Consider the following 17,647-nt stretch of genomic DNA (forward strand, 5'->3'; position numbering starts at 1 on the left):
CGCAGCCCGAGGCGCCGGGGGCATTCCGTGCGCCGGCGGCGGTCCCGGAAGGATTAAGAACCATGCGCCGCGTCGTCGTCACCGGTATGGGCATCGTCTCCTCGATCGGCAACTCCACCCAGGAGGTGCTGGCGTCGCTGCGCGAGGGCAAGAGCGGGATCACCCGGTCGGAAAGCTATGTCGAGCATGGCTTCCGCAGCCAGGTCCACGGCGCGCCGCAGCTCGACGCCGCCGCCATGGTCGACCGCCGCGCCATGCGCTTCCACGGCGGCGGCACCGCGTGGAACCAGGTCGCGATGGACCAGGCCATCCGGGATTCCGGGCTGGAGGCGCACGAGATTTCCAACGAGCGCACCGGCCTCATCATGGGCTCGGGCGGCGCCTCCACCCGCACCATCGTCGAGGCCGCCGACATCACCCGCAAGAACGGCAGCCCGAAGCGGGTCGGCCCCTTCGCGGTGCCCAAGGCGATGAGCTCGACCGCCTCGGCGACGCTCTCCACCTGGTACAAGATCAAGGGCGCCAGCTACTCCATCTCGGCGGCCTGCGCGACCACCAACATCTGCATCGGCAACGCCGCGGAGATGATCCAGTACGGCAAGCAGGACATCGTCTTCGCCGGCGGCTGCGAGGATCTCGACTGGACGCTGTCCTGCCTGTTCGACGCCATGGGCGCGATGTCCTCGGACTACAACGACCGTCCCGAGGTCGCCTCCCGCCCCTATGACAAGAACCGCGACGGCTTCGTCATCTCCGGCGGCGCCGGCGTCCTCGTTCTCGAGGAGCTGGAGCATGCCAGGGCCCGCGGCGCCCGCATCTACGCCGAGATCGTCGGCTACGGCGCCTCCTCGGACGGCGCCGACATGGTCGCCCCCTCCGGCGAGGGCGCCGAGCGCGCCATGCGCCTCGCGCTGGCGGGCGTGAAGGGCCCGATCGACTACATCAACCCGCACGCCACCTCGACCCCGATCGGCGATCTCAAGGAGATCGAGGCGATTCGCGCCGTGTTCGGCAAGGATTGCCCGCCCATCTCGGCGACCAAGGCGCTCACCGGCCATTCGCAGGGCGCCACCGGCGTGCACGAGGCGATCTATTCCGTGCTGATGATGCAGAACGGCTTCATCGCCGCGAGCGCCCATATCGAGGAGATGGACCCGGCCTTCGCCGACATGCCGATCGCGCGGGAGCGGGTCGACAATGTGCGGCTCGGCCGGGTGCTTTCCAACGGCTTCGGCTTCGGCGGCACCAATGCGGTGCTCGTCCTCCAGCATCCCGACGCGTGACCCCGACAGCCCCCGCGCCCGCGGCGGAAGGAACCACCATGAGCCTGATGAACGGCAAGCGCGGCCTGGTGATGGGCGTCGCGAACGATCACTCGATCGCCTGGGGCATCGCCCGCGCGCTGGCGGCGCAGGGCGCCGAGCTCGCCTTCACCTATCAGGGCGAGGCGCTGGGCCGGCGGGTGAAGCCGCTCGCCGAGAGCCTCGGCAGCGACACCGTGCTGCCCTGCGATGTCGAGGACCTCGCCTCGGTCGACGGGGTGTTCGAGGCGCTGGCCGCCAAATGGGGCAGCATCGACTTCCTGGTCCACGCCATCGGCTTTTCCGATAAGAACGAGCTGAAGGGCCGCTACGCCGACACCACCCGGGCGAACTTCGCCCGCACCATGGTGATCTCCTGCTTCTCCTTCACCGAGCTGGCCAAGCGGGCGGCGGCGCTGATGCCCCAGGGCGGCTCGCTCATCACCCTCACCTATGGCGGCTCCACCCGGGTGATGCCGAACTACAACGTGATGGGCGTGGCCAAGGCGGCGCTGGAGGCGAGCGTGCGCTACCTCGCCGCCGATTACGGCCCGCAGGGCATCCGGGTGAACGCCATCTCCGCCGGGCCGATCCGCACCCTCGCGGGCGCGGGCATCGCCGATGCCCGGCTGATGTTCAACTACCAGAAGCGCCACGCCCCGCTGCGGCGCACGGTGACGATCGAGGAGGTCGGCGGTGCCGCGCTGTACCTGCTGTCGGACCTGTCCACCGGCGTCACCGGCGAGGTGCATTTCGTCGATTCCGGCTACAACATCATCTCCATGCCGCATCCCGACGTGCTGAAGACGATGGAAGATGCCGAGAGCAAGTTCGGCGGCGAGGCGGCGGCGCAGTAAGGCCCCCGCCCGCTTGCCCTCGCGCGGACGCGCCCGGGCCTTGCCCGGGCGTTTTGCGTTGGCGGCCGGCGCTCAGGAGCGGGTCAGGGCCAGCCGGTAGGCGTGCGAGGGATAGACCCCGAGGATGCGCAGCTCCTTGGAGAAGAAGGCCAGTTCCTCCAGCGCGAGGCGCACCGACGTATGGTCGGGGTGGCCTTCGACATCGGCATAGAACTGGGTGGCGAAGAACTCGCCCTCGAGCTGGTAGGATTCCAGCTTGGTCATGTTGACGCCGTTGGTGGCGAAGCCGCCCATCGCCTTGTAGAGCGCGGCCGGCACGTTGCGCACCCGGAACACGAAGGTGGTCATGGTCGGGCCATTGTCGGCCGGCGCCCACTCCGCCTCGCGCGAGAGCACGATGAAGCGGGTGGTGTTGTGGGCCTCGTCCTCGATGTTCTCGGCGATGATGTCGAGCCCGTAGATTTCCGCGGCGAGGCGGGAGGCGATGGCGGCCTGGGTGGGGTCGCCGGCCTCGGCGATCTGCCGCGCCGAGCCCGCGGTGTCGGCGCCGACCACCGCCCTGAGGCCGAGCTTGCGGATGATGTTGCGGCACTGGCCGAGCGCCATCACGTGGCTTTGCGCGGTCTTCACCGTGGCGAGGCTCGCGCCCTTCACCGCCATGAGCTGGTGGCTGAGCGGCAGGAAGTACTCGCCGATGATGTGCAGGCCGGAGGTCGGCATGAGGTGGTGGATGTCGGCGACGCGGCCGGCCACCGAATTCTCGATCGGGATCATGCCGAGGTCGGCCTCGCCGTTCTGCAGCGCGGCGAAGGCGTCCTCGAAGGTGGCGCAGGGCACCGGCTCCATGTCGGGATAGGCCTCGCGGCAGGCGATGTGGGAGTTGGCTCCCGGCTCACCCTGGAACACGATCGTCTTGCGCGTCGTCATCTCTCAGTCCTCATGCGGCCGGCCGCGTGCTGCGGTTCGGCCGCCCTGCCAGAAGGCCGCGCCGGCGGCGCGGGCGGGGAGGGCGGCGGACCGCCCGAATCACGTTGCGGAAGCTCCGGGCCGGCACCGCCGGCCTCCGGAAGGGGTTGGCCGGCTCCGGGCCGCGCGCCCTCGCCGCCGCCGTGCCGAGGCCGGCCGCGCGACGGGCGCCTGCCGCGACGGAACGCCGCGCCACGACCGGCCCGGCCACCCTCGCGTCAGGTGTTTCGCGAAGGGTCTGCCGGCGGGTGCCGGGCGAAGACGCCCGCGCAGGTCGGCAAACCGGGCCTTTCGCAGCGGCGGCAAGCCTCGGAGGGGTGCGCGAGGCCCCGCCGCCGGGGCGAAACGTAGCAACCGCAGCGGGCTTATACGGGTTGCACGGCCACCGTCAAAATGATTAGTTCCGGCGCGCCGTTGGCGGCCGGGCAAGGCGGCTGTTACATTGGGCGATGTGGTCGGTGGCCTGCCGGAAGCGCCACTATCCGCGGATCGAGGGAGCCGAATTTCGATGGACAGCTTCGAGCTGAACAAGATCGCTGGTGCCGTGCTCGGCACGCTCACCTTCACGCTCGGACTGAGTGTCCTCTCCGGCGCCATCTTCTCCCCGCACCACGGCGAGAAGCCGGGATATGAGATCGCGGTGCAGGAGGCCTCCAGCGGCGGGGCCCAGGCCGCCGCGGCGGCGGACGTGCCGATCGCCGAGCTGCTCGGCAAGGCCAGCGTCGAGAAGGGCGCCGCCATCGCCAAGAAGTGCGGCGCCTGCCACAATTTCGAAGAGGGCGCCGGCGCCAAGGTCGGACCGGACCTCTACGGCGTGGTCGGCCGCCCGGTGGCGAGCGCGCCGGGCTTCGCCTATTCCGCGGCGCTGAAGGCGCATGGCGGCACCTGGACCTTCCAGGACCTCTCCGACTTCATCAAGAACCCGAAGGCCGACATTCCCGGCACCGCCATGGGCTTTGCCGGCCTCGCCAAGGAGACCGACCGCGCCGACCTGCTGGTCTATCTCAACACGCTCTCCCACAGCCCGCAGCCGCTGCCCGCGCCCGGCGCCGCCGCCCCGGCGCCGTGAGCCCGGACGCTCCGGCCTGAAAGGCGCCGGGGAAGGCGAGCCTCCGCCGCCGGCATCGGCCGGCCGAGTCCCTATGCCCCGCGCGTTTCACGATCACGTCAGGCCGGCGACGCTCCCGCGTCCCGGCCTTATTCTTTTCGGAACGTGTCCCGCCATTGCCATTGGCGCAGCAACGCCCCTTTGGCGTAGGAAAGCCCAAGGGCGCAGGATGCGCCCCGGCTGCCCCGCCCCCGCGAAGGACGACCGAATGACGCGCCGCCCCGCACCCCTCGTTTCCACCGCCCTCGCTGCCCTGTTCCTCGCCGCTGCCGGCCTTGCCGCCCCGGCGGCGGCGCAGCAGAGCCCGCCTCCGCCCGCCGCGCAGCCGGCCGATGCCGGCCACCCGCTGGCGCCGGCGAGCAAGATGCCGGAGCCGCCGGCCGGCTCGCCGGCCTCCAGCGGCGTGCTGCCCGCGCCGGGCGAGGGTGCCTGGCGCCACGGCGTCGCGCTGATGGGGACGCCGAAATACCCGGCGGGCTTCGCCCATTTCGACTATGTGAAGCCGGACGCGCCCAAGGGCGGCCTGCTGCGGCTCTCCGCCGACGGCACCTTCGACACGCTGAACGACATACTGCCGCGCGGTAACGCCGCCGCGGGCATGTCGCTGATCTACGACTCCCTGATGACCCCGGCCGCCGACGAGGTGGCCTCCGAATATGGCCTGCTCGCCGACGCGGTGCGCTACCCCGCCGACTTCTCCTCCGTCACCTACCGCCTGCGCCCCGAGGCGAAGTGGCAGGACGGCCAGCCGGTGACGCCGCAGGACGTGGTGTGGTCGTTCGAGGTGCTGACCAGGAACAACCCGCGCCAGGCCTTCTATTACGGCCATGTCGCCAAGGTGGAGCAGACCGGCGAGCACGAGGTGACCTTCACCTTCGACCAGGCCGGCAACCGCGAGCTGCCGCAGATCGTCGGCCAGCTCCGGGTGATGCCCAAGCACTGGTGGACCGGCACCGACGCCGCCGGCAAGCCGCGCGACATCACCCAGGGCACGCTTGAAGTGCCGCTCGGCAGCGGTGCCTACCGCGTCAAGCAGGTGGTGCCCGGCCGCACCATCGCCTTCGAGCGGGTGCCGGACTACTGGGGCAAGGACCTGCCGGTGAATATCGGCACCAACAATTTCGACGAGATCCGCTACGAGTATTTCCGCGACGACACGGTGGAGCTGGAGGCCTTCAAGGGCGACCAGTTCGACTTCCGGGTCGAGACCTCCGCCAAGAACTGGGCCACCGCCTATGACTTCCCGGCGGTGAAGCAGGGCAAGGTTGTGCTGGAGCAGTTTCCCGACCGCTCCTCCGGCCAGATGCAGGCTTTCATCCCGAACCTGCGCCGCGAGAAATTCCAGGACCCGCGGGTGCGCCGCGCGCTCAATTTCGCGCTCGACTTCGAGGGCATGAACCGCACCCTGTTCTACGGCCAGTACCAGCGCACCCGCAGCTATTTCCAGGGCACCGAGCTCGCCTCCTCCGGCCTGCCGCAGGGCCGCGAGCTGGAGATTCTGGAGGCGGTGCGCGACAAGGTGCCGGCCAGCGTCTTCACCACCCCCTACGCCAACCCGCCCGAGGGCGGCGACGAGGCCCGGCGCAGCAATCTGCGCGAGGCGGCGCGGCTGCTGCGCGAGGCGGGCTACCAGATCACCGGCGGCAAGCTGGTGAACGCGAAGGGCGAACCCTTCACCATGGAAATCCTGCTCAGCAACCCCGCCTTCGAGCGGGTGGCGCTGTTCTACAAGCCGACGCTGGAACGGCTCGGCATCACGGTGAATGTCCGCGTGGTGGATTCCTCGCAGTACATCAACCGGCTGCGCGCCCGCGACTTCGACATGATCATCGGGAGCTGGGGCCAGTCGCTCTCCCCCGGCAACGAGCAGCGCGATTTCTGGGGCACCGAGGCGGCGGACCGGCAGGGCTCCTCGAACTATGCCGGCATCAAGGACCCCGGCATCGACGCGCTGATCGAGCGGGTGATCTACGCCACCGACCGCGACGACCTCGTCGCCGCCACCCACGCGCTGGACCGGGTGCTGCTGGCGCACGACTATGTGGTGCCGACCTGGGACTATCCGTTCTACCGCACCGCGCGGTGGAACCGGTTCGGCCATCCCGAGACCCTGCCGGAATATTCCTTCGCCTTCCCCACCATCTGGTGGTGGGACGCGGAAAAGGCGGCGGCGACGGGGCGCGGGCCATGAGCTCCCCCCTCATCGCACCGGGCGGCGGCGGCCTCTCCCGCCGCGCGGCGCTGCGGGCCGGGGCGGCGGCCGCCGCCCTTGGCCTGCTGCCCGGCCGGCTCTTCGCGCAGACCACCGAGACCGGGCCGGAGCTGCACGGCCTCTCCGGCTTCGGCGACCTGAAATACGCCGCCGATTTCCCCGCCTTCGACTATGTGAACCCCGACGCCCCCAAGGGCGGGCTGTTCTCGCAGATCGGCCCCACCGCCGCCTACAACCAGTCGTTCCAGACCTTCAACACGCTGAACGGCTACATCCTGAAGGGCGACGCCGCGCAGGGCCTCGCGCTGGTCTTCGATTCGCTGATGGTGCGCGCCTATGACGAGCCGGACGCGGTGTACGGCCTCATCGCCCGCAGCGTCGCGGTCTCGGCCGACGGCACCTTCTACCGGTTCCGGCTGCGCCCCGAGGCCCGCTTCCACGACGGCTCGCGCCTCACCAGCGCCGACGTGACCTTCTCGCTGCTGATGCTGAAGCTGAAGGGCCACCCCATCATCGCCCAGAACCTGCGCGACATGACCAGTGTCAGCGCCGAGGGCGAGGATGGGGTGGCGGTGCGCTTCGCCGCCAAGCGGGCCCGCGACGTGCCGCTCTTCGTGGCGACGCTGCCGGTGTTCTCCAAGGCGTTCTACACCGCCCATCCCTTCGACGAGAGCACGATGACCCCGCCGCTCGGCTCCGGCCCCTACCGCATCGGCCGGGTGGAGCCGGGCCGCACCATCGCCTATGAGCGGGTGGCGGACTATTGGGGCCGCGACCTGCCGGTCAATCGCGGCCAGAACAATTTCGACGAGCTGCGCTTCGAATATTTCCGCGACCGCGACATCGGCTTCGAGGCCTTCAAGGCCCGCACCTATCTCTTCCGCGAGGAGTTCACCTCCCGCACCTGGGCCACCGGCTACGACTTCCCCGCCCTCAAGGACGGCCGGGTGAAGCGCGAGACGGTGCCCGACCGCACGCCTTCCGGGGCGCAGGGCTGGTTCCTCAACCTGCGGCGGCCGAAATTCGCCGATTCCCGGGTGCGCGAGGCGCTCTCCTGCGCCTTCGACTTCGAGTGGACCAACCGCAACCTGATGTTCGGCATCTACCAGCGCACGGTGTCCTTCTTCCAGAATTCCGACCTGATGGCGGAGGGGCCGGCCAGCCCGGACGAGATCGCCCTGCTGCAGGCGCTGAAGCTGCCGCCGGCGCTGCTGGAGGAGCTGAAGGGCGAGCCGTGGTCGCCGCCGGTCTCCGACGGGTCGGGCCAGGACCGCGCCCTGCTGCGGCGGGGTCGGGAGCTGCTGGCCAGCGCCGGCTGGACCATAAAGGAAGGCCGGCTGACCAACGCCAGGGGCGAGGGTTTCACCATCGAGTTCCTTGACGACGAGGGCACGCTGGAACGCCACACCGCGCCCTTCATCAAGAACCTGAAGGTGCTCGGCATCGAGGCCTCGTTCCGGCTGGTCGACCCCGCGCAGTACCAGCAGCGGCTGAAGGAGTTCGACTTCGACGCCACGGTGCGGCGGTTCTCGGTCTCGACCCTGCCGGGCGAGGAGCTGCGGGCCTATTTCGGCTCCCGCGCCGCCGGCACGCCGGGCTCCAACAACCTCTCCGGCATCGCCAGCCCGGCGGTGGACGCCATGGTGGACACCGTCATCGCCGCGAAGAGCCGCGACGAGCTGCGCACCGCCTGCCGGGCGCTGGACCGCCTGCTGCGCGCGGGCCGCTACTGGGTGCCGCAATGGTATTCCGGCGAGCACCGCCTCGCCTATTGGGACGTGTTCGCGTGGCCGGACCGGCCGCGCCCGCGCTATGACCGCGCCATCCCCGCGACCTGGTGGGCGCGGCCGGAGGCGCAGGCGGCCGAGCCGGCCGCGGGACCGGCGCCCGCCGGGCCGGCGCCGGCTGGTCCGGGCGCGGCGCCGCCCGGCTGAGGATCGCGCCGCCGGCGGCCGGAACGCATTGACGCCACCCGGCCGCCTCGCCACCCTGTCGTTTCCTCCGGGAGGGATGCCCGACCGCATGCTCGCTTACCTCGTCCGCCGCCTTGCCCTGATGATCCCGACGCTGATCGGCATCATGTTCGTCTCCTTCGTGGTGGTGCAGTTCGCCCCGGGAGGCCCGGTGGAGCGCGTGATCGCCCAGCTCAGCGGCGAGGGTTCCGACGCCACCGCCCGCATTTCCGGGCAGGGCGGCGATTTTGGCGGCGGCGCCCGGCAGAGCGCCACCGCCGGCGACCCCATCAGCTCGAAATACCGCGGGGCGCAGGGGCTGAATCCCGATTTCATCAAGGAGCTGGAACGTCAGTTCGGCTTCGACAAGCCGGCCTATGAGCGGTTCGGCCTGATGCTGTGGAACTACATCCGCTTCGACTTCGGCCGCTCCTATTTCCGCGACATCACCGTCATCGACCTCATCCGCGAGAAGATGCCGGTGTCGATCTCGCTCGGGCTGTGGATGATGCTGCTGAGCTACTCCATCTCCATCCCGCTCGGCATCGCCAAGGCGGTGCGGGACGGCTCGCGCTTCGATGTGTGGACCTCGGGCGTCATCATCATCGGCTATGCCGTGCCGAGCTTCCTCTTCGCCATCCTGCTCATCGTGCTGTTCGCGGGCGGGTCGTTCTTCTCCATCTTCCCGCTGCGCGGCCTGACCTCGGACAACTGGGCCCAGCTCTCGCTGGGCGGCAAGATCGTCGACTATTTCTGGCACCTCGTGCTGCCGATCGCCTCCATGGCGCTCGGGGCCTTCGCGACGACGGCGCTGCTGACCAAGAACTCGTTCCTCGACGAAATCCGCAAGCAATATGTCGTCACCGCCCGGATGAAGGGGCTGTCGGAGCGGGCGGTGCTCTACCGTCACGTCTTCCGCAACGCCATGCTCATCGTCATCGCCGGCTTTCCCGGGGCCTTCGTCGCCGCCTTCTTCTCGTCCTCGCTGCTGATCGAGACCATCTTCTCGCTCGACGGTCTGGGGCTGCTGGGCTTCGAGAGCGTGCTGAACCGGGATTATCCCGTGGTGTTCGCCACGCTCTACATCTTCTCGCTGATCGGGCTGGTGGTCAGCCTCATCTCCGATCTCACCTACACCTGGGTCGATCCGCGCATCGACTTCGAGACGCGGGAGGTCTGAGTGGACGCCAGCCTTCCGGGTGTCGCGCCCGTCCCCGCCGAGCGCGCGCCGCGCCGCCGGCTCTCGCCGATCAACCAGCGCCGCCTTGCCAATTTCCGCCGCAACCGGCGGGGCTGGTGGAGCCTGTGGCTGTTCCTGGTGCTGTTCATCGGCAGCCTGTTCGCCGACTTCATCGCCAACGACAAGCCGTTCCTGGTGAAGTACGAAGGCGGCTACTACCTGCCGGTGCTGAAGGCCTATCCCGAGACGACCTTCGGCGGCGACTTCGAGACCGAGGCCGACTACCGCGACCCCTATCTGCGCAAGCTCATCGCGGAGAAGGGCGGCTGGATGCTGTGGCCGCCGATCCGCTACAGCTACGACACCCACAATCTCGACCTGCCGACCCCCGCCCCCTCGCCGCCGACCTGGATGCTGACCGCCGAGCAGTGCCGCCCGGTGGCGGAGAAGAACGGCTTCACCGGCGCCGGCAACCCCTGCGACGCGCTGGAATGGAACTGGCTCGGCACCGACGACCAGGGCCGCGACGTGCTGGCCCGGCTGATCTACGGCTTCCGCATCTCGGTGCTGTTCGGCCTCACCTTGTCGCTGATCTCCTCCACCATCGGCGTCACCGCGGGGGCGGTGCAGGGCTATTTCGGCGGCTGGACCGACCTGCTGTTCCAGCGCTTCATCGAGATCTGGACCGCCATCCCCTCGCTCTACCTGCTGCTCATCATCTCCTCGGTGCTGGTGCCGGGCTTCTGGGTGCTGCTCGGCATCCTGCTGCTGTTCGAGTGGGTGGCGCTGGTGGGGCTGGTGCGGGCCGAGTTCCTGCGCGCCCGCAACTTCGAATATGTGCAGGCCGCCCGCGCGCTCGGCGTCTCCAACGGCGTCATCATGTGGCGGCACCTGCTGCCCAACGCCATGGTGGCGACGCTGACCATGCTGCCCTTCATCGTCTCCTCCTCGGTGATGACGCTGACGGCGCTGGATTTCCTCGGCTTCGGCCTGCCGCCCGGCTCGCCCTCGCTCGGCGAACTGCTGGCGCAGGGCAAGGCCAATGTGCAGGCGCCCTGGCTCGGCCTCACCGGCTTCTTCACTGTGGCGCTGATGCTGAGCCTGCTCATCTTCATCGGCGAGGCGGTGCGCGACGCCTTCGACCCGCGGAAGACGTTCACGTGAGGGTGGGTTGATGTCGATCTGTACGGCGAGCATATTCGATCTATGCAGAACGTAGCCGACATCCTTGATCTCTGGCCGACCGACGCGGATCTGGGACGGGATATCGGCGTCTCCTATCCGGCGGTGGCGGCCTGGAAGCGGCGCGGGTCCATTCCCCCCGCCTATTGGCGCGACATCGTCGCCGCGGCGCGTCGTCGTGGCCTGGTGGATGTAACGACCGATAGGCTGGCTCTCATACACGCGGCTCGTTTGCATGACATCGGCAAGGCAGGCAGCGTCCACCAGGCGTTAGTCGCAGCCGCAGATACGGATGCGGTGCCATCTGCCGGCGGCCATTTCTCCCGCTTCGCGCATCTGCGCCGCTCTCGCTTCGCCACTGCGGACGAGATCGTCGACCATATCCAGGCGTTGCGCGACGAATGGGACCGGCGGTGAGCGTCCCGCGTGTTTATCTCGACTCAAACGTCTTCATCACCGCCTTCGAGAATGCCGGAGCCCGGTCCGATCACGCCTGGTGGCTTCTGCACGCGATCGAGGCGGGCCAGATTGCGGCGGTGACCAGCGAGATCACCTTGGCGGAAATCCTCGTGAAGCCCATTGAGGCCGGCGACGACGAACTGGCGGAAAGCTATCAGGCGATGCTCACATCCGGGCCGGTGATGGAGGTTCTGCCGGTCGCGCGCGGCATTCTGGTCGGAGCTGCAGGCATCCGCGCCCGACGTCCGGCGATACGGCTGCCCGATGCCATCCATGTCGCGACGGCGCGCAGTGCCGGCTGCACGCATTTCATCAGCAATGACGAGAGGCTGACCATGCCCGAAGGGCTGCGGCGCCTCTCGTTGTCGCCGTTCACGCTGGACGATCTCCGGGAGGATCACCGTGACTGACACCCCCCTCCTGTCCGTCCAGGACCTCTCCGTCGCCTTCGCGCAGGGCGGCCGGACCAGCCTTGCGGTCGACCGCGTCTCGTTCGACGTCCGGCCCGGCGAGACGGTGGCGCTGGTCGGGGAATCCGGCTCCGGCAAGTCGGTCACCGCGCTCTCCATCCTCAAGCTGCTGGCCTACCCCACCGCCTCCCACCCCTCCGGCCGGGTCCTTTTCGGCGGGCAGGACCTGCTGGCGATGACCGAGCGCGACATCCGCAAGGTGCGCGGCAACGACATCACCATGGTGTTCCAGGAGCCGATGAGCTCGCTGAACCCGCTGCACACGGTGGAGCGGCAGATCGCCGAAATCCTCGAGCTGCACCGCGGGCTGCGTGGCGCGGCGGCGCGGCGGCGGGTGGTGGAGTTGCTCGCCGAGGTCGGCATCCCCGATCCCGAATCCCGGCTGGCGAGCTACCCACACCAGCTCTCCGGCGGGCAGCGCCAGCGGGTGATGATCGCGATGGCGCTCGCCAACGAGCCGAAGCTGCTCATCGCCGACGAGCCCACCACCGCGCTCGACGTCACGGTGCAGGCGCAGATCCTCACGCTGCTGAAGGACCTGCAGCAGCGGCTCGGCATGACCATGCTGTTCATCACCCACGACCTCGGCATCGTGAACAGGATCGCCGACCGGGTCTGCGTGATGAATCACGGCCGCATCGTCGAGGCCGGCCCGGTGGCGCAGGTGTTCGGCGCCCCGCAGCACCCCTACACCCGCCAGCTCATCGCCGCCCAGCCCAAGGGCGACCCCGCCCCGGCCCAGCCGGAGGCGCCGGTCATCCTGGAGGCGAGGGACCTCAGGGTCTGGTTCCCGGTCAAGCGCGGCGTGCTGCGCCGCACGGTCGGCCACATCAAGGCGGTGGACGGGGTGTCGGTGAGCATCCGCCGCGGCGAGACGCTGGGGGTGGTCGGCGAGAGCGGCTCGGGCAAGACCACGCTCGGCCTCGCCCTGCTGCGCCTCATCTCCTCGGAAGGGCCCATCGTCTTCATGGGCAGGCCGATCGACACGCTCGGCTTCAAGCAGATGCGGCCGCAGCGCAGCGCCATGCAGGTGGTGTTCCAGGACCCGTTCGGGTCGCTCTCCCCGCGCATGTCGGTGGCCGACATCGTCGGCGAGGGGCTGCGGGTGCATTTTCCCGCGCTGCGGGCGGAGGAGCGCGAGGCCCGCGTGATCGCCGCGCTCGCCGATGTCGGGCTCGACCCCGAAAGCCGCCACCGCTACCCCCACGAATTCTCCGGCGGCCAGCGCCAGCGCGTCTCCATCGCCCGCGCCATCGTGCTGGAGCCCTCCTTCATCGTGCTGGACGAGCCGACCAGCGCGCTCGACATGATCGTGCAGGCCCAGATCGTCGATCTCCTGCGCGATCTCCAGCGCCGGCGCGGCCTCACCTATCTCTTCATCAGCCATGACCTCAGGGTGGTGGCGGCGCTCGCCTCGCGCATCCTGGTGATGCGCAACGGCCGGGTGGTGGAAGAGGGCGAGGGCCGGGCGGTGTTCCGCGCCCCGCGCGAGGCCTATACCCGCGCCCTGTTCGCCGCCGCGTTCAACCTCGACACCTCCAGCGAGAAGGTCCCGACTTGAACACGCACGTCGAGAACCAGCCGGCCGATCTGCCCGCCACCGCCACCGCCATCACCGACTGTCCGGTCGAGGTCGCCGTCTCCGCCCCGGTGTCGGTGGGGCAGGGCTTCCGGCCCTATGACCGCTTCGGGGTGACGATCGCCGGGCGCGGCGGGCGCGAGGTGTCCTATACCCGCGACATACTGCGGGTCGGCGATGTCGCGGCGGTGCTCGCCCTCGATCCCGTCCGGGACTGCTTCGTGCTCATCCGGCAGTTCCGCCTCGCCGCCCATCTCGCCACCGGGCGGGGCGAGGTCGTGGAGATCGTGGCGGGCGGCATCGAGGCGGGGGAGGCGCCGGAGGCCGCCGCCCGCCGCGAATGCGTGGAGGAGATCGGGATCGCCCCCTCCGCCCTGCTGCCGCTCTACCGCTTCATGCCGACGCCGGGCGCGACGGACGAGTTCGTCAACGTCTTCCTCGGCATCGTCGATTCCACCCGGGTGCCGGTGGAGGCGGGGGCGGCGAGCGAGCAGGAGCACACCCAGCCCTTCCTCATCCGCACCGCCGACGCGCTGGCGTCGCTGGAGGCGGGCCATGTCGGCAACGCGTTCCTGATCACCGCCCTGCAGTGGTTCGCGCTGAACCGCGACCGCCCGGCGGTGCGCGCCTTCCTGGAAGGTGCGGCATGAGCGGCGCGGTTCTGTTCGCCGTCACCGGCATGGAGGGCGAGGGCTGGGCGGACGCGCTGCGCGCGCTCGATCCGGCGCGGCCGGTGCGGGTGTGGCCCGATGTCGGCGCGCCGGAAGAGATCGCCTATGCCTGCGCGTGGAAGCCGCCGGCCGGCGCGCTGAAGGGGCTTGCCGGCCTGCGGGCGATCTTCTCGATCGGCGCGGGGGTGGACGCGCTGGTCGGCGATCCCGCGCTGCCGGCGGAGGTGCCGCTGGTGCGCGCGGTGGACCCCGACCTCTCCACCCGCATGTCGGAATATGTCGTGCTCAACGTGCTGGCGCATCACCGCCGGCTGCCGCGGGCGCTGGCGGACCAGAAGGCGCATCGCTGGATCCAGCACGACCAGCCCGCCGCCCCGGCGGTGCGGGTGGGGATATTGGGGCTCGGCGAGCTGGGAACGGATGCCGCCCGCAAGCTGGCGGTGATGGGCTTTCAGGTGGCGGGGTGGAGCCGCTCGCCGCGAGAGGTCGAGGGCATCGCCTGCTTTGCCGGGGCCGAGGGGCTGGCGCCTTTCCTCGCCCGCACCGACATTCTCGTCGTGCTGCTGCCGCTCACCCCGGCGACGCGCGGCATCGTCGACACCGCCCTGCTGCGCGGCCTTGCCCGCGACGGCGCGCTGGGCGGGCCGGTGCTGATCAATGCCGGGCGCGGCGGTCTGCAGAACGAGGCGGACCTCCTCGCCGCGCTCACCGACGGCACCCAGCTCGCCGCCTCGCTCGACGTGTTCGAGACCGAGCCGCTGCCGGGCGACAGCCCGTTCTGGGACCTGCCCAACGTGCTGGTGACCCCGCACATGGCGGCGGATATCGATCCCGCCGCCTTCGCCCGCCATGTGCTCGGCCAGATCCGCCGGCTCGAGGCGGGCGCGCCGCTGCAGCACGTGGTGAACCGCGCCGCCGGCTACTGAGCGGCTGTTTCGCCGGCTATGGAACGGCCGCTGCCGGCCGCCGCACGGTCCGCACCGGTGCGCTCGCCGCCTCGATGCGGGCCAGCGCCGCCGCCAGCGGCTCGCGCACCACCGCCATGAAGGCGGCGGTGGCGTGCAGCAGCGTGCCCGAATCCTCGACGATGCCGACATGGCCGGGCCAGAACAGAAGATCGCCGCGCCGGAGCGCGGCGATGTCGCCGGCAAAGGGCACGGCCGGGCCGAGCAGCGAATCCGGCGCGCGCTCCTGCATGTCGCTGTCGCGCGGGCAGGCGACGCCGCAGGCGTTCAGCGCCACCTGCACCAGCCCGGAGCAGTCCAGCCCGGCGCTGGAGCGCCCGCCCCACAGATAGGGCAGGCCGAGAAAGCGGGTGGCGACGGCGACGAAATCCTCTTCCCGCGCCGCCACCGGCACCAGATGGCCGGCGAAGACGTGTAGCCCGCCCTCGGTGACGAGGAAGCGCTCATGGGTCCGCACCACGCTGAGCCGGGCGCCGAAGGGCAGCAGTGCCTCCGGCGGCAGCTTGATGCTGGGGCCGGGGAAGGCGGGGGTGGACAGCGCCGCCACCTTGTGGGTCACCGCCGGGCCGGGCGCGGCGAGCGCCTCGGCCGGCATCCAGCCGACATAGCCGTCGGCGTCGAGCTGGCCCCAGGCCCAGCCCTCGGCATCAAGGTCGTAGACGGTCATGGTCTCGCCGAACAGCGCCTCGGTCACGAGGCTGCCATGCGGGTCGGGCTCGCGGCGCAGCGGGGCGCGGGGCCACACCACGCGCTGCGCCGTGCCGTCGGCGAAGCGCGGGGCCGCGACACGCCCACGCAGGCAGGCGGCGGCGAGGTCCGGCCGGGCGGGGGTCAGGCGCGGGTCCAGCGGTGCGGCGCCTGTCTGGTCCGGCGCGGCTTCGGGCGGGGTGGGGGTCATCGCGGCAGCCCTCGGGCGACGGCGACCACGAGGTCGCCGAGACGTTCCAGATACAGCGCGCCTTCCACCGTGCGCTGGATCACCACATTGCGGCGGTCGGCCTCGTCGCGGCGGCGCGAGACCAGCTTCATCTGGCCCATCGTGTCCAGCGCCCGGGTGATGACCGGCTTGGTCACGCCCAGCCGTCCGGCAAGGCCGCGCACGGTGTGGGGCGGCGCCTCCAGATACACGGTGAGCAGGATGGCGAGCTGGCGCGGGCTGAGGTCGGGCTCACCGTCGCGCACCTGCGCCAGCGCCAGCTCCTGGAGCAGGCGCAGCGCCTGGGACGGACGCATCTCGACGGCCATGGCGCACCCTTCGTGCCACGTCGTGGCAATCATTACGGTTGCGGTCTGTTTCCGTCATCATCGCCGTCGCCCGGCAAGAAAAGCTTAACGCGGCGCCGCGCTTCAGCCGAAACGTTCCGCCAGCAGCGCGTCGAGGGCGCGGATGGTCTGCGCCTCGCCGCCCTCGGGCCGGCCGGGCCGGGCGGAGGGGTTCCAGGCATAGATATCGAGATGCAGCCAGGAGGGCGCGCGCTCGACGAAGCGCTTCAGGAACAGCGCGGCGGTGATGGAGCCGGCGAAGCTGCTGCCGGGGGCGTTGTTGAGGTCGGCCACCGGGCTGTCCAGCATGCCGGCGTAAGGCTGCCACAGCGGCAGCCGCCAGAGCGGATCGGCGGTCGCGGCGGAATGGCGGGCGATGTCGGCCGCCAGCGTCTCGTCGTCGGTATAGGCCGGGGGAAGCTGCGGGCCGAGCGCGACGCGGGCGGCGCCGGTCAGCGTCGCGAAGTCGATCATCAGGTCCGGCGTCTCTTCGTCGGCATAGGCCAGCGCGTCGGCCAGCACCAGCCGGCCCTCGGCATCGGTGTTGCCGATCTCGACCGAGAGGCCCTTGCGCGAGGGCAGGATGTCGCCGGGACGGAAGGCGGCGCCGGAGATGGCGTTCTCCACCGCCGGGATCAGCACCCGCAGCCGCACGGGGAGCCCGCGCGCCATGATCATGTGGGCGAGGCCCAGCGCATTGGCCGCCCCGCCCATGTCCTTCTTCATCAGCAGCATGCCGCTGGAGGGCTTGATGTCGAGCCCGCCGGTGTCGAAGCACACGCCCTTGCCCACCAGCGTCACCTTGGGCGCGTCGGGCGCGCCCCAGGTGAGGTCGATGAGGCGCGGCGCCCGGGTGCTGGCCCGCCCCACGGCGTGGATCATCGGGAAATTTTCGGCCAGCAGCTCGTCGCCGGTGATGACGGCGATGTCGGCGCCGTGGCGGGCGGCGAGGTGCCGCGCCGCCTCTTCCAGCTCGGCCGGGCCGAGGTCGTTGGCGGGGGTGTTGACGAGGTCGCGGGTCAGCGTCACCGCCTCCACCGTGCGGCGCAGCCCGGCGGCGTCGACCTCCTCCGGGATCACCAGCCGGGCGGCGGCGCCGTGCCGCTTGCGGTAGCGCTCGAAGCGGTAGGCGCCGAGCGCGAAGCCCAGTGCGGCGAGGGTGGGGTCGCCGACGATGTGGGCGAGGCGGTAGTCGCCCGCCGGCAGCGCGGTGGCGAGCTTGCCATAGGCGAGCCCCTCGCCCTTGGCGGGATCGACCCCGAACAGCACGCCGCCGATGCCGCCATCGGCATCCGGCAGCACCTGCACCGCGCCGGCCTCGCCCTTGAAGCCGCAGGCCTCGGCGAAGGCCAGCATCGCCGCCGGCAGGCCGCCGGCCACGGCGCGCCAGTCGCGCCGGGTGACGCACCAGACCGGCCGCACGTTCCAGGCTTCGGCGGGGGAGATGAGGCGCTCGGTCATGGCACAGCTCCGGGAGACGGG

The 17,647-nt window shown here is 70.5% G+C and carries 16 protein-coding genes; 12 read left to right on the forward strand and 4 right to left on the reverse strand.

Annotated features, from left to right (window positions below; translation table 11 throughout):
* Positions 1-62: 62 nt before the first annotated feature.
* Both fabB and fabI read left to right on the forward strand, forming a co-directional pair.
* Positions 63-1,283, forward strand: a complete 1,221-nt coding sequence (gene fabB, locus KHC27_RS16200; RefSeq protein WP_213340420.1) for a beta-ketoacyl-ACP synthase I — start codon at positions 63-65, stop codon at positions 1,281-1,283.
* A gap of 38 nt (positions 1,284-1,321) precedes the next feature.
* On the forward strand, positions 1,322-2,158 hold the full coding sequence (gene fabI / locus KHC27_RS16205) for an enoyl-ACP reductase FabI (protein ID WP_213340421.1): 837 nt from the start codon (positions 1,322-1,324) through the stop codon (positions 2,156-2,158).
* 72 nt (positions 2,159-2,230) lie between these two features.
* Here fabI and KHC27_RS16210 read toward each other — a convergent pair whose 3' ends face one another.
* Positions 2,231-3,085 carry a prephenate dehydratase gene (locus KHC27_RS16210; protein ID WP_213340422.1) on the reverse strand — a complete coding sequence of 285 codons (855 nt, stop codon included), beginning with the start codon at positions 3,083-3,085 and terminating at the stop codon, positions 2,231-2,233.
* Positions 3,086-3,632: 547 nt separating this feature from the next.
* Between KHC27_RS16210 and KHC27_RS16215 the strand changes: the two genes are divergently transcribed.
* From KHC27_RS16215 to KHC27_RS16260, 10 genes are all read left to right on the forward strand, one after another.
* Complete coding sequence (locus KHC27_RS16215; protein ID WP_213340423.1) at positions 3,633-4,193, forward strand: c-type cytochrome; 561 nt, start codon at positions 3,633-3,635, stop codon at positions 4,191-4,193.
* Positions 4,194-4,596: 403 nt separating this feature from the next.
* Entirely contained in the window at positions 4,597-6,423 is a 1,827-nt protein-coding gene (locus tag KHC27_RS16220) for an extracellular solute-binding protein (RefSeq protein ID WP_213340464.1), read from the forward strand.
* Positions 6,420-8,378, forward strand: a complete 1,959-nt coding sequence (locus KHC27_RS16225) for an extracellular solute-binding protein (protein ID WP_213340424.1) — start codon at positions 6,420-6,422, stop codon at positions 8,376-8,378. The genes KHC27_RS16220 and KHC27_RS16225 overlap by 4 nt, the downstream gene beginning before the upstream one ends.
* Positions 8,379-8,466: 88 nt before the next feature.
* Positions 8,467-9,576: a microcin C ABC transporter permease YejB gene (locus tag KHC27_RS16230; RefSeq protein WP_213340425.1), complete on the forward strand. Its 1,110-nt coding sequence runs from the start codon at positions 8,467-8,469 to the stop codon at positions 9,574-9,576.
* Entirely contained in the window at positions 9,577-10,740 is a 1,164-nt protein-coding gene (locus KHC27_RS16235) for an ABC transporter permease (protein WP_213340426.1), read from the forward strand.
* Between the two features lie 42 nt (positions 10,741-10,782).
* Complete coding sequence (locus tag KHC27_RS16240) at positions 10,783-11,175, forward strand: hypothetical protein (protein ID WP_213340427.1); 393 nt, start codon at positions 10,783-10,785, stop codon at positions 11,173-11,175.
* Complete coding sequence (locus KHC27_RS16245) at positions 11,172-11,627, forward strand: type II toxin-antitoxin system VapC family toxin (RefSeq protein WP_213340428.1); 456 nt, start codon at positions 11,172-11,174, stop codon at positions 11,625-11,627. Before KHC27_RS16240 ends, KHC27_RS16245 begins: the two co-directional genes overlap by 4 nt.
* Positions 11,614-13,248 carry an ABC transporter ATP-binding protein gene (locus KHC27_RS16250; protein ID WP_213340465.1) on the forward strand — a complete coding sequence of 545 codons (1,635 nt, stop codon included), beginning with the start codon at positions 11,614-11,616 and terminating at the stop codon, positions 13,246-13,248. The genes KHC27_RS16245 and KHC27_RS16250 overlap by 14 nt, the downstream gene beginning before the upstream one ends.
* Entirely contained in the window at positions 13,245-13,916 is a 672-nt protein-coding gene (locus tag KHC27_RS16255; RefSeq protein ID WP_343210931.1) for an NUDIX domain-containing protein, read from the forward strand. The genes KHC27_RS16250 and KHC27_RS16255 overlap by 4 nt, the downstream gene beginning before the upstream one ends.
* Entirely contained in the window at positions 13,913-14,863 is a 951-nt protein-coding gene (locus KHC27_RS16260) for a 2-hydroxyacid dehydrogenase (protein ID WP_213340429.1), read from the forward strand. Before KHC27_RS16255 ends, KHC27_RS16260 begins: the two co-directional genes overlap by 4 nt.
* A gap of 16 nt (positions 14,864-14,879) precedes the next feature.
* Here the strand turns inward: KHC27_RS16260 and KHC27_RS16265 are convergent, their stop codons facing one another.
* The 3 genes from KHC27_RS16265 to KHC27_RS16275 all read right to left on the reverse strand — a co-directional run bounded on the left by KHC27_RS16265 (position 14,880) and on the right by KHC27_RS16275 (position 17,626).
* On the reverse strand, positions 14,880-15,800 hold the full coding sequence (locus KHC27_RS16265; protein WP_213340430.1) for a C40 family peptidase: 921 nt from the start codon (positions 15,798-15,800) through the stop codon (positions 14,880-14,882).
* Positions 15,797-16,147, reverse strand: coding sequence for a MarR family transcriptional regulator (locus KHC27_RS16270; protein ID WP_213340431.1), 351 nt, complete (start codon positions 16,145-16,147; stop codon positions 15,797-15,799). The genes KHC27_RS16265 and KHC27_RS16270 overlap by 4 nt, the downstream gene beginning before the upstream one ends.
* A gap of 102 nt (positions 16,148-16,249) precedes the next feature.
* The gene (locus tag KHC27_RS16275; protein ID WP_213340432.1) at positions 16,250-17,626 is read right to left on the reverse strand and encodes a leucyl aminopeptidase family protein; all 1,377 of its coding nucleotides are present in this window, start codon (positions 17,624-17,626) and stop codon (positions 16,250-16,252) included.
* Positions 17,627-17,647 lie beyond the last annotated feature (21 nt).

The sequence above is a fragment of the Ancylobacter lacus genome (assembly GCF_018390635.1).
Classification (GTDB): domain Bacteria; phylum Pseudomonadota; class Alphaproteobacteria; order Rhizobiales; family Xanthobacteraceae; genus Ancylobacter; species Ancylobacter lacus.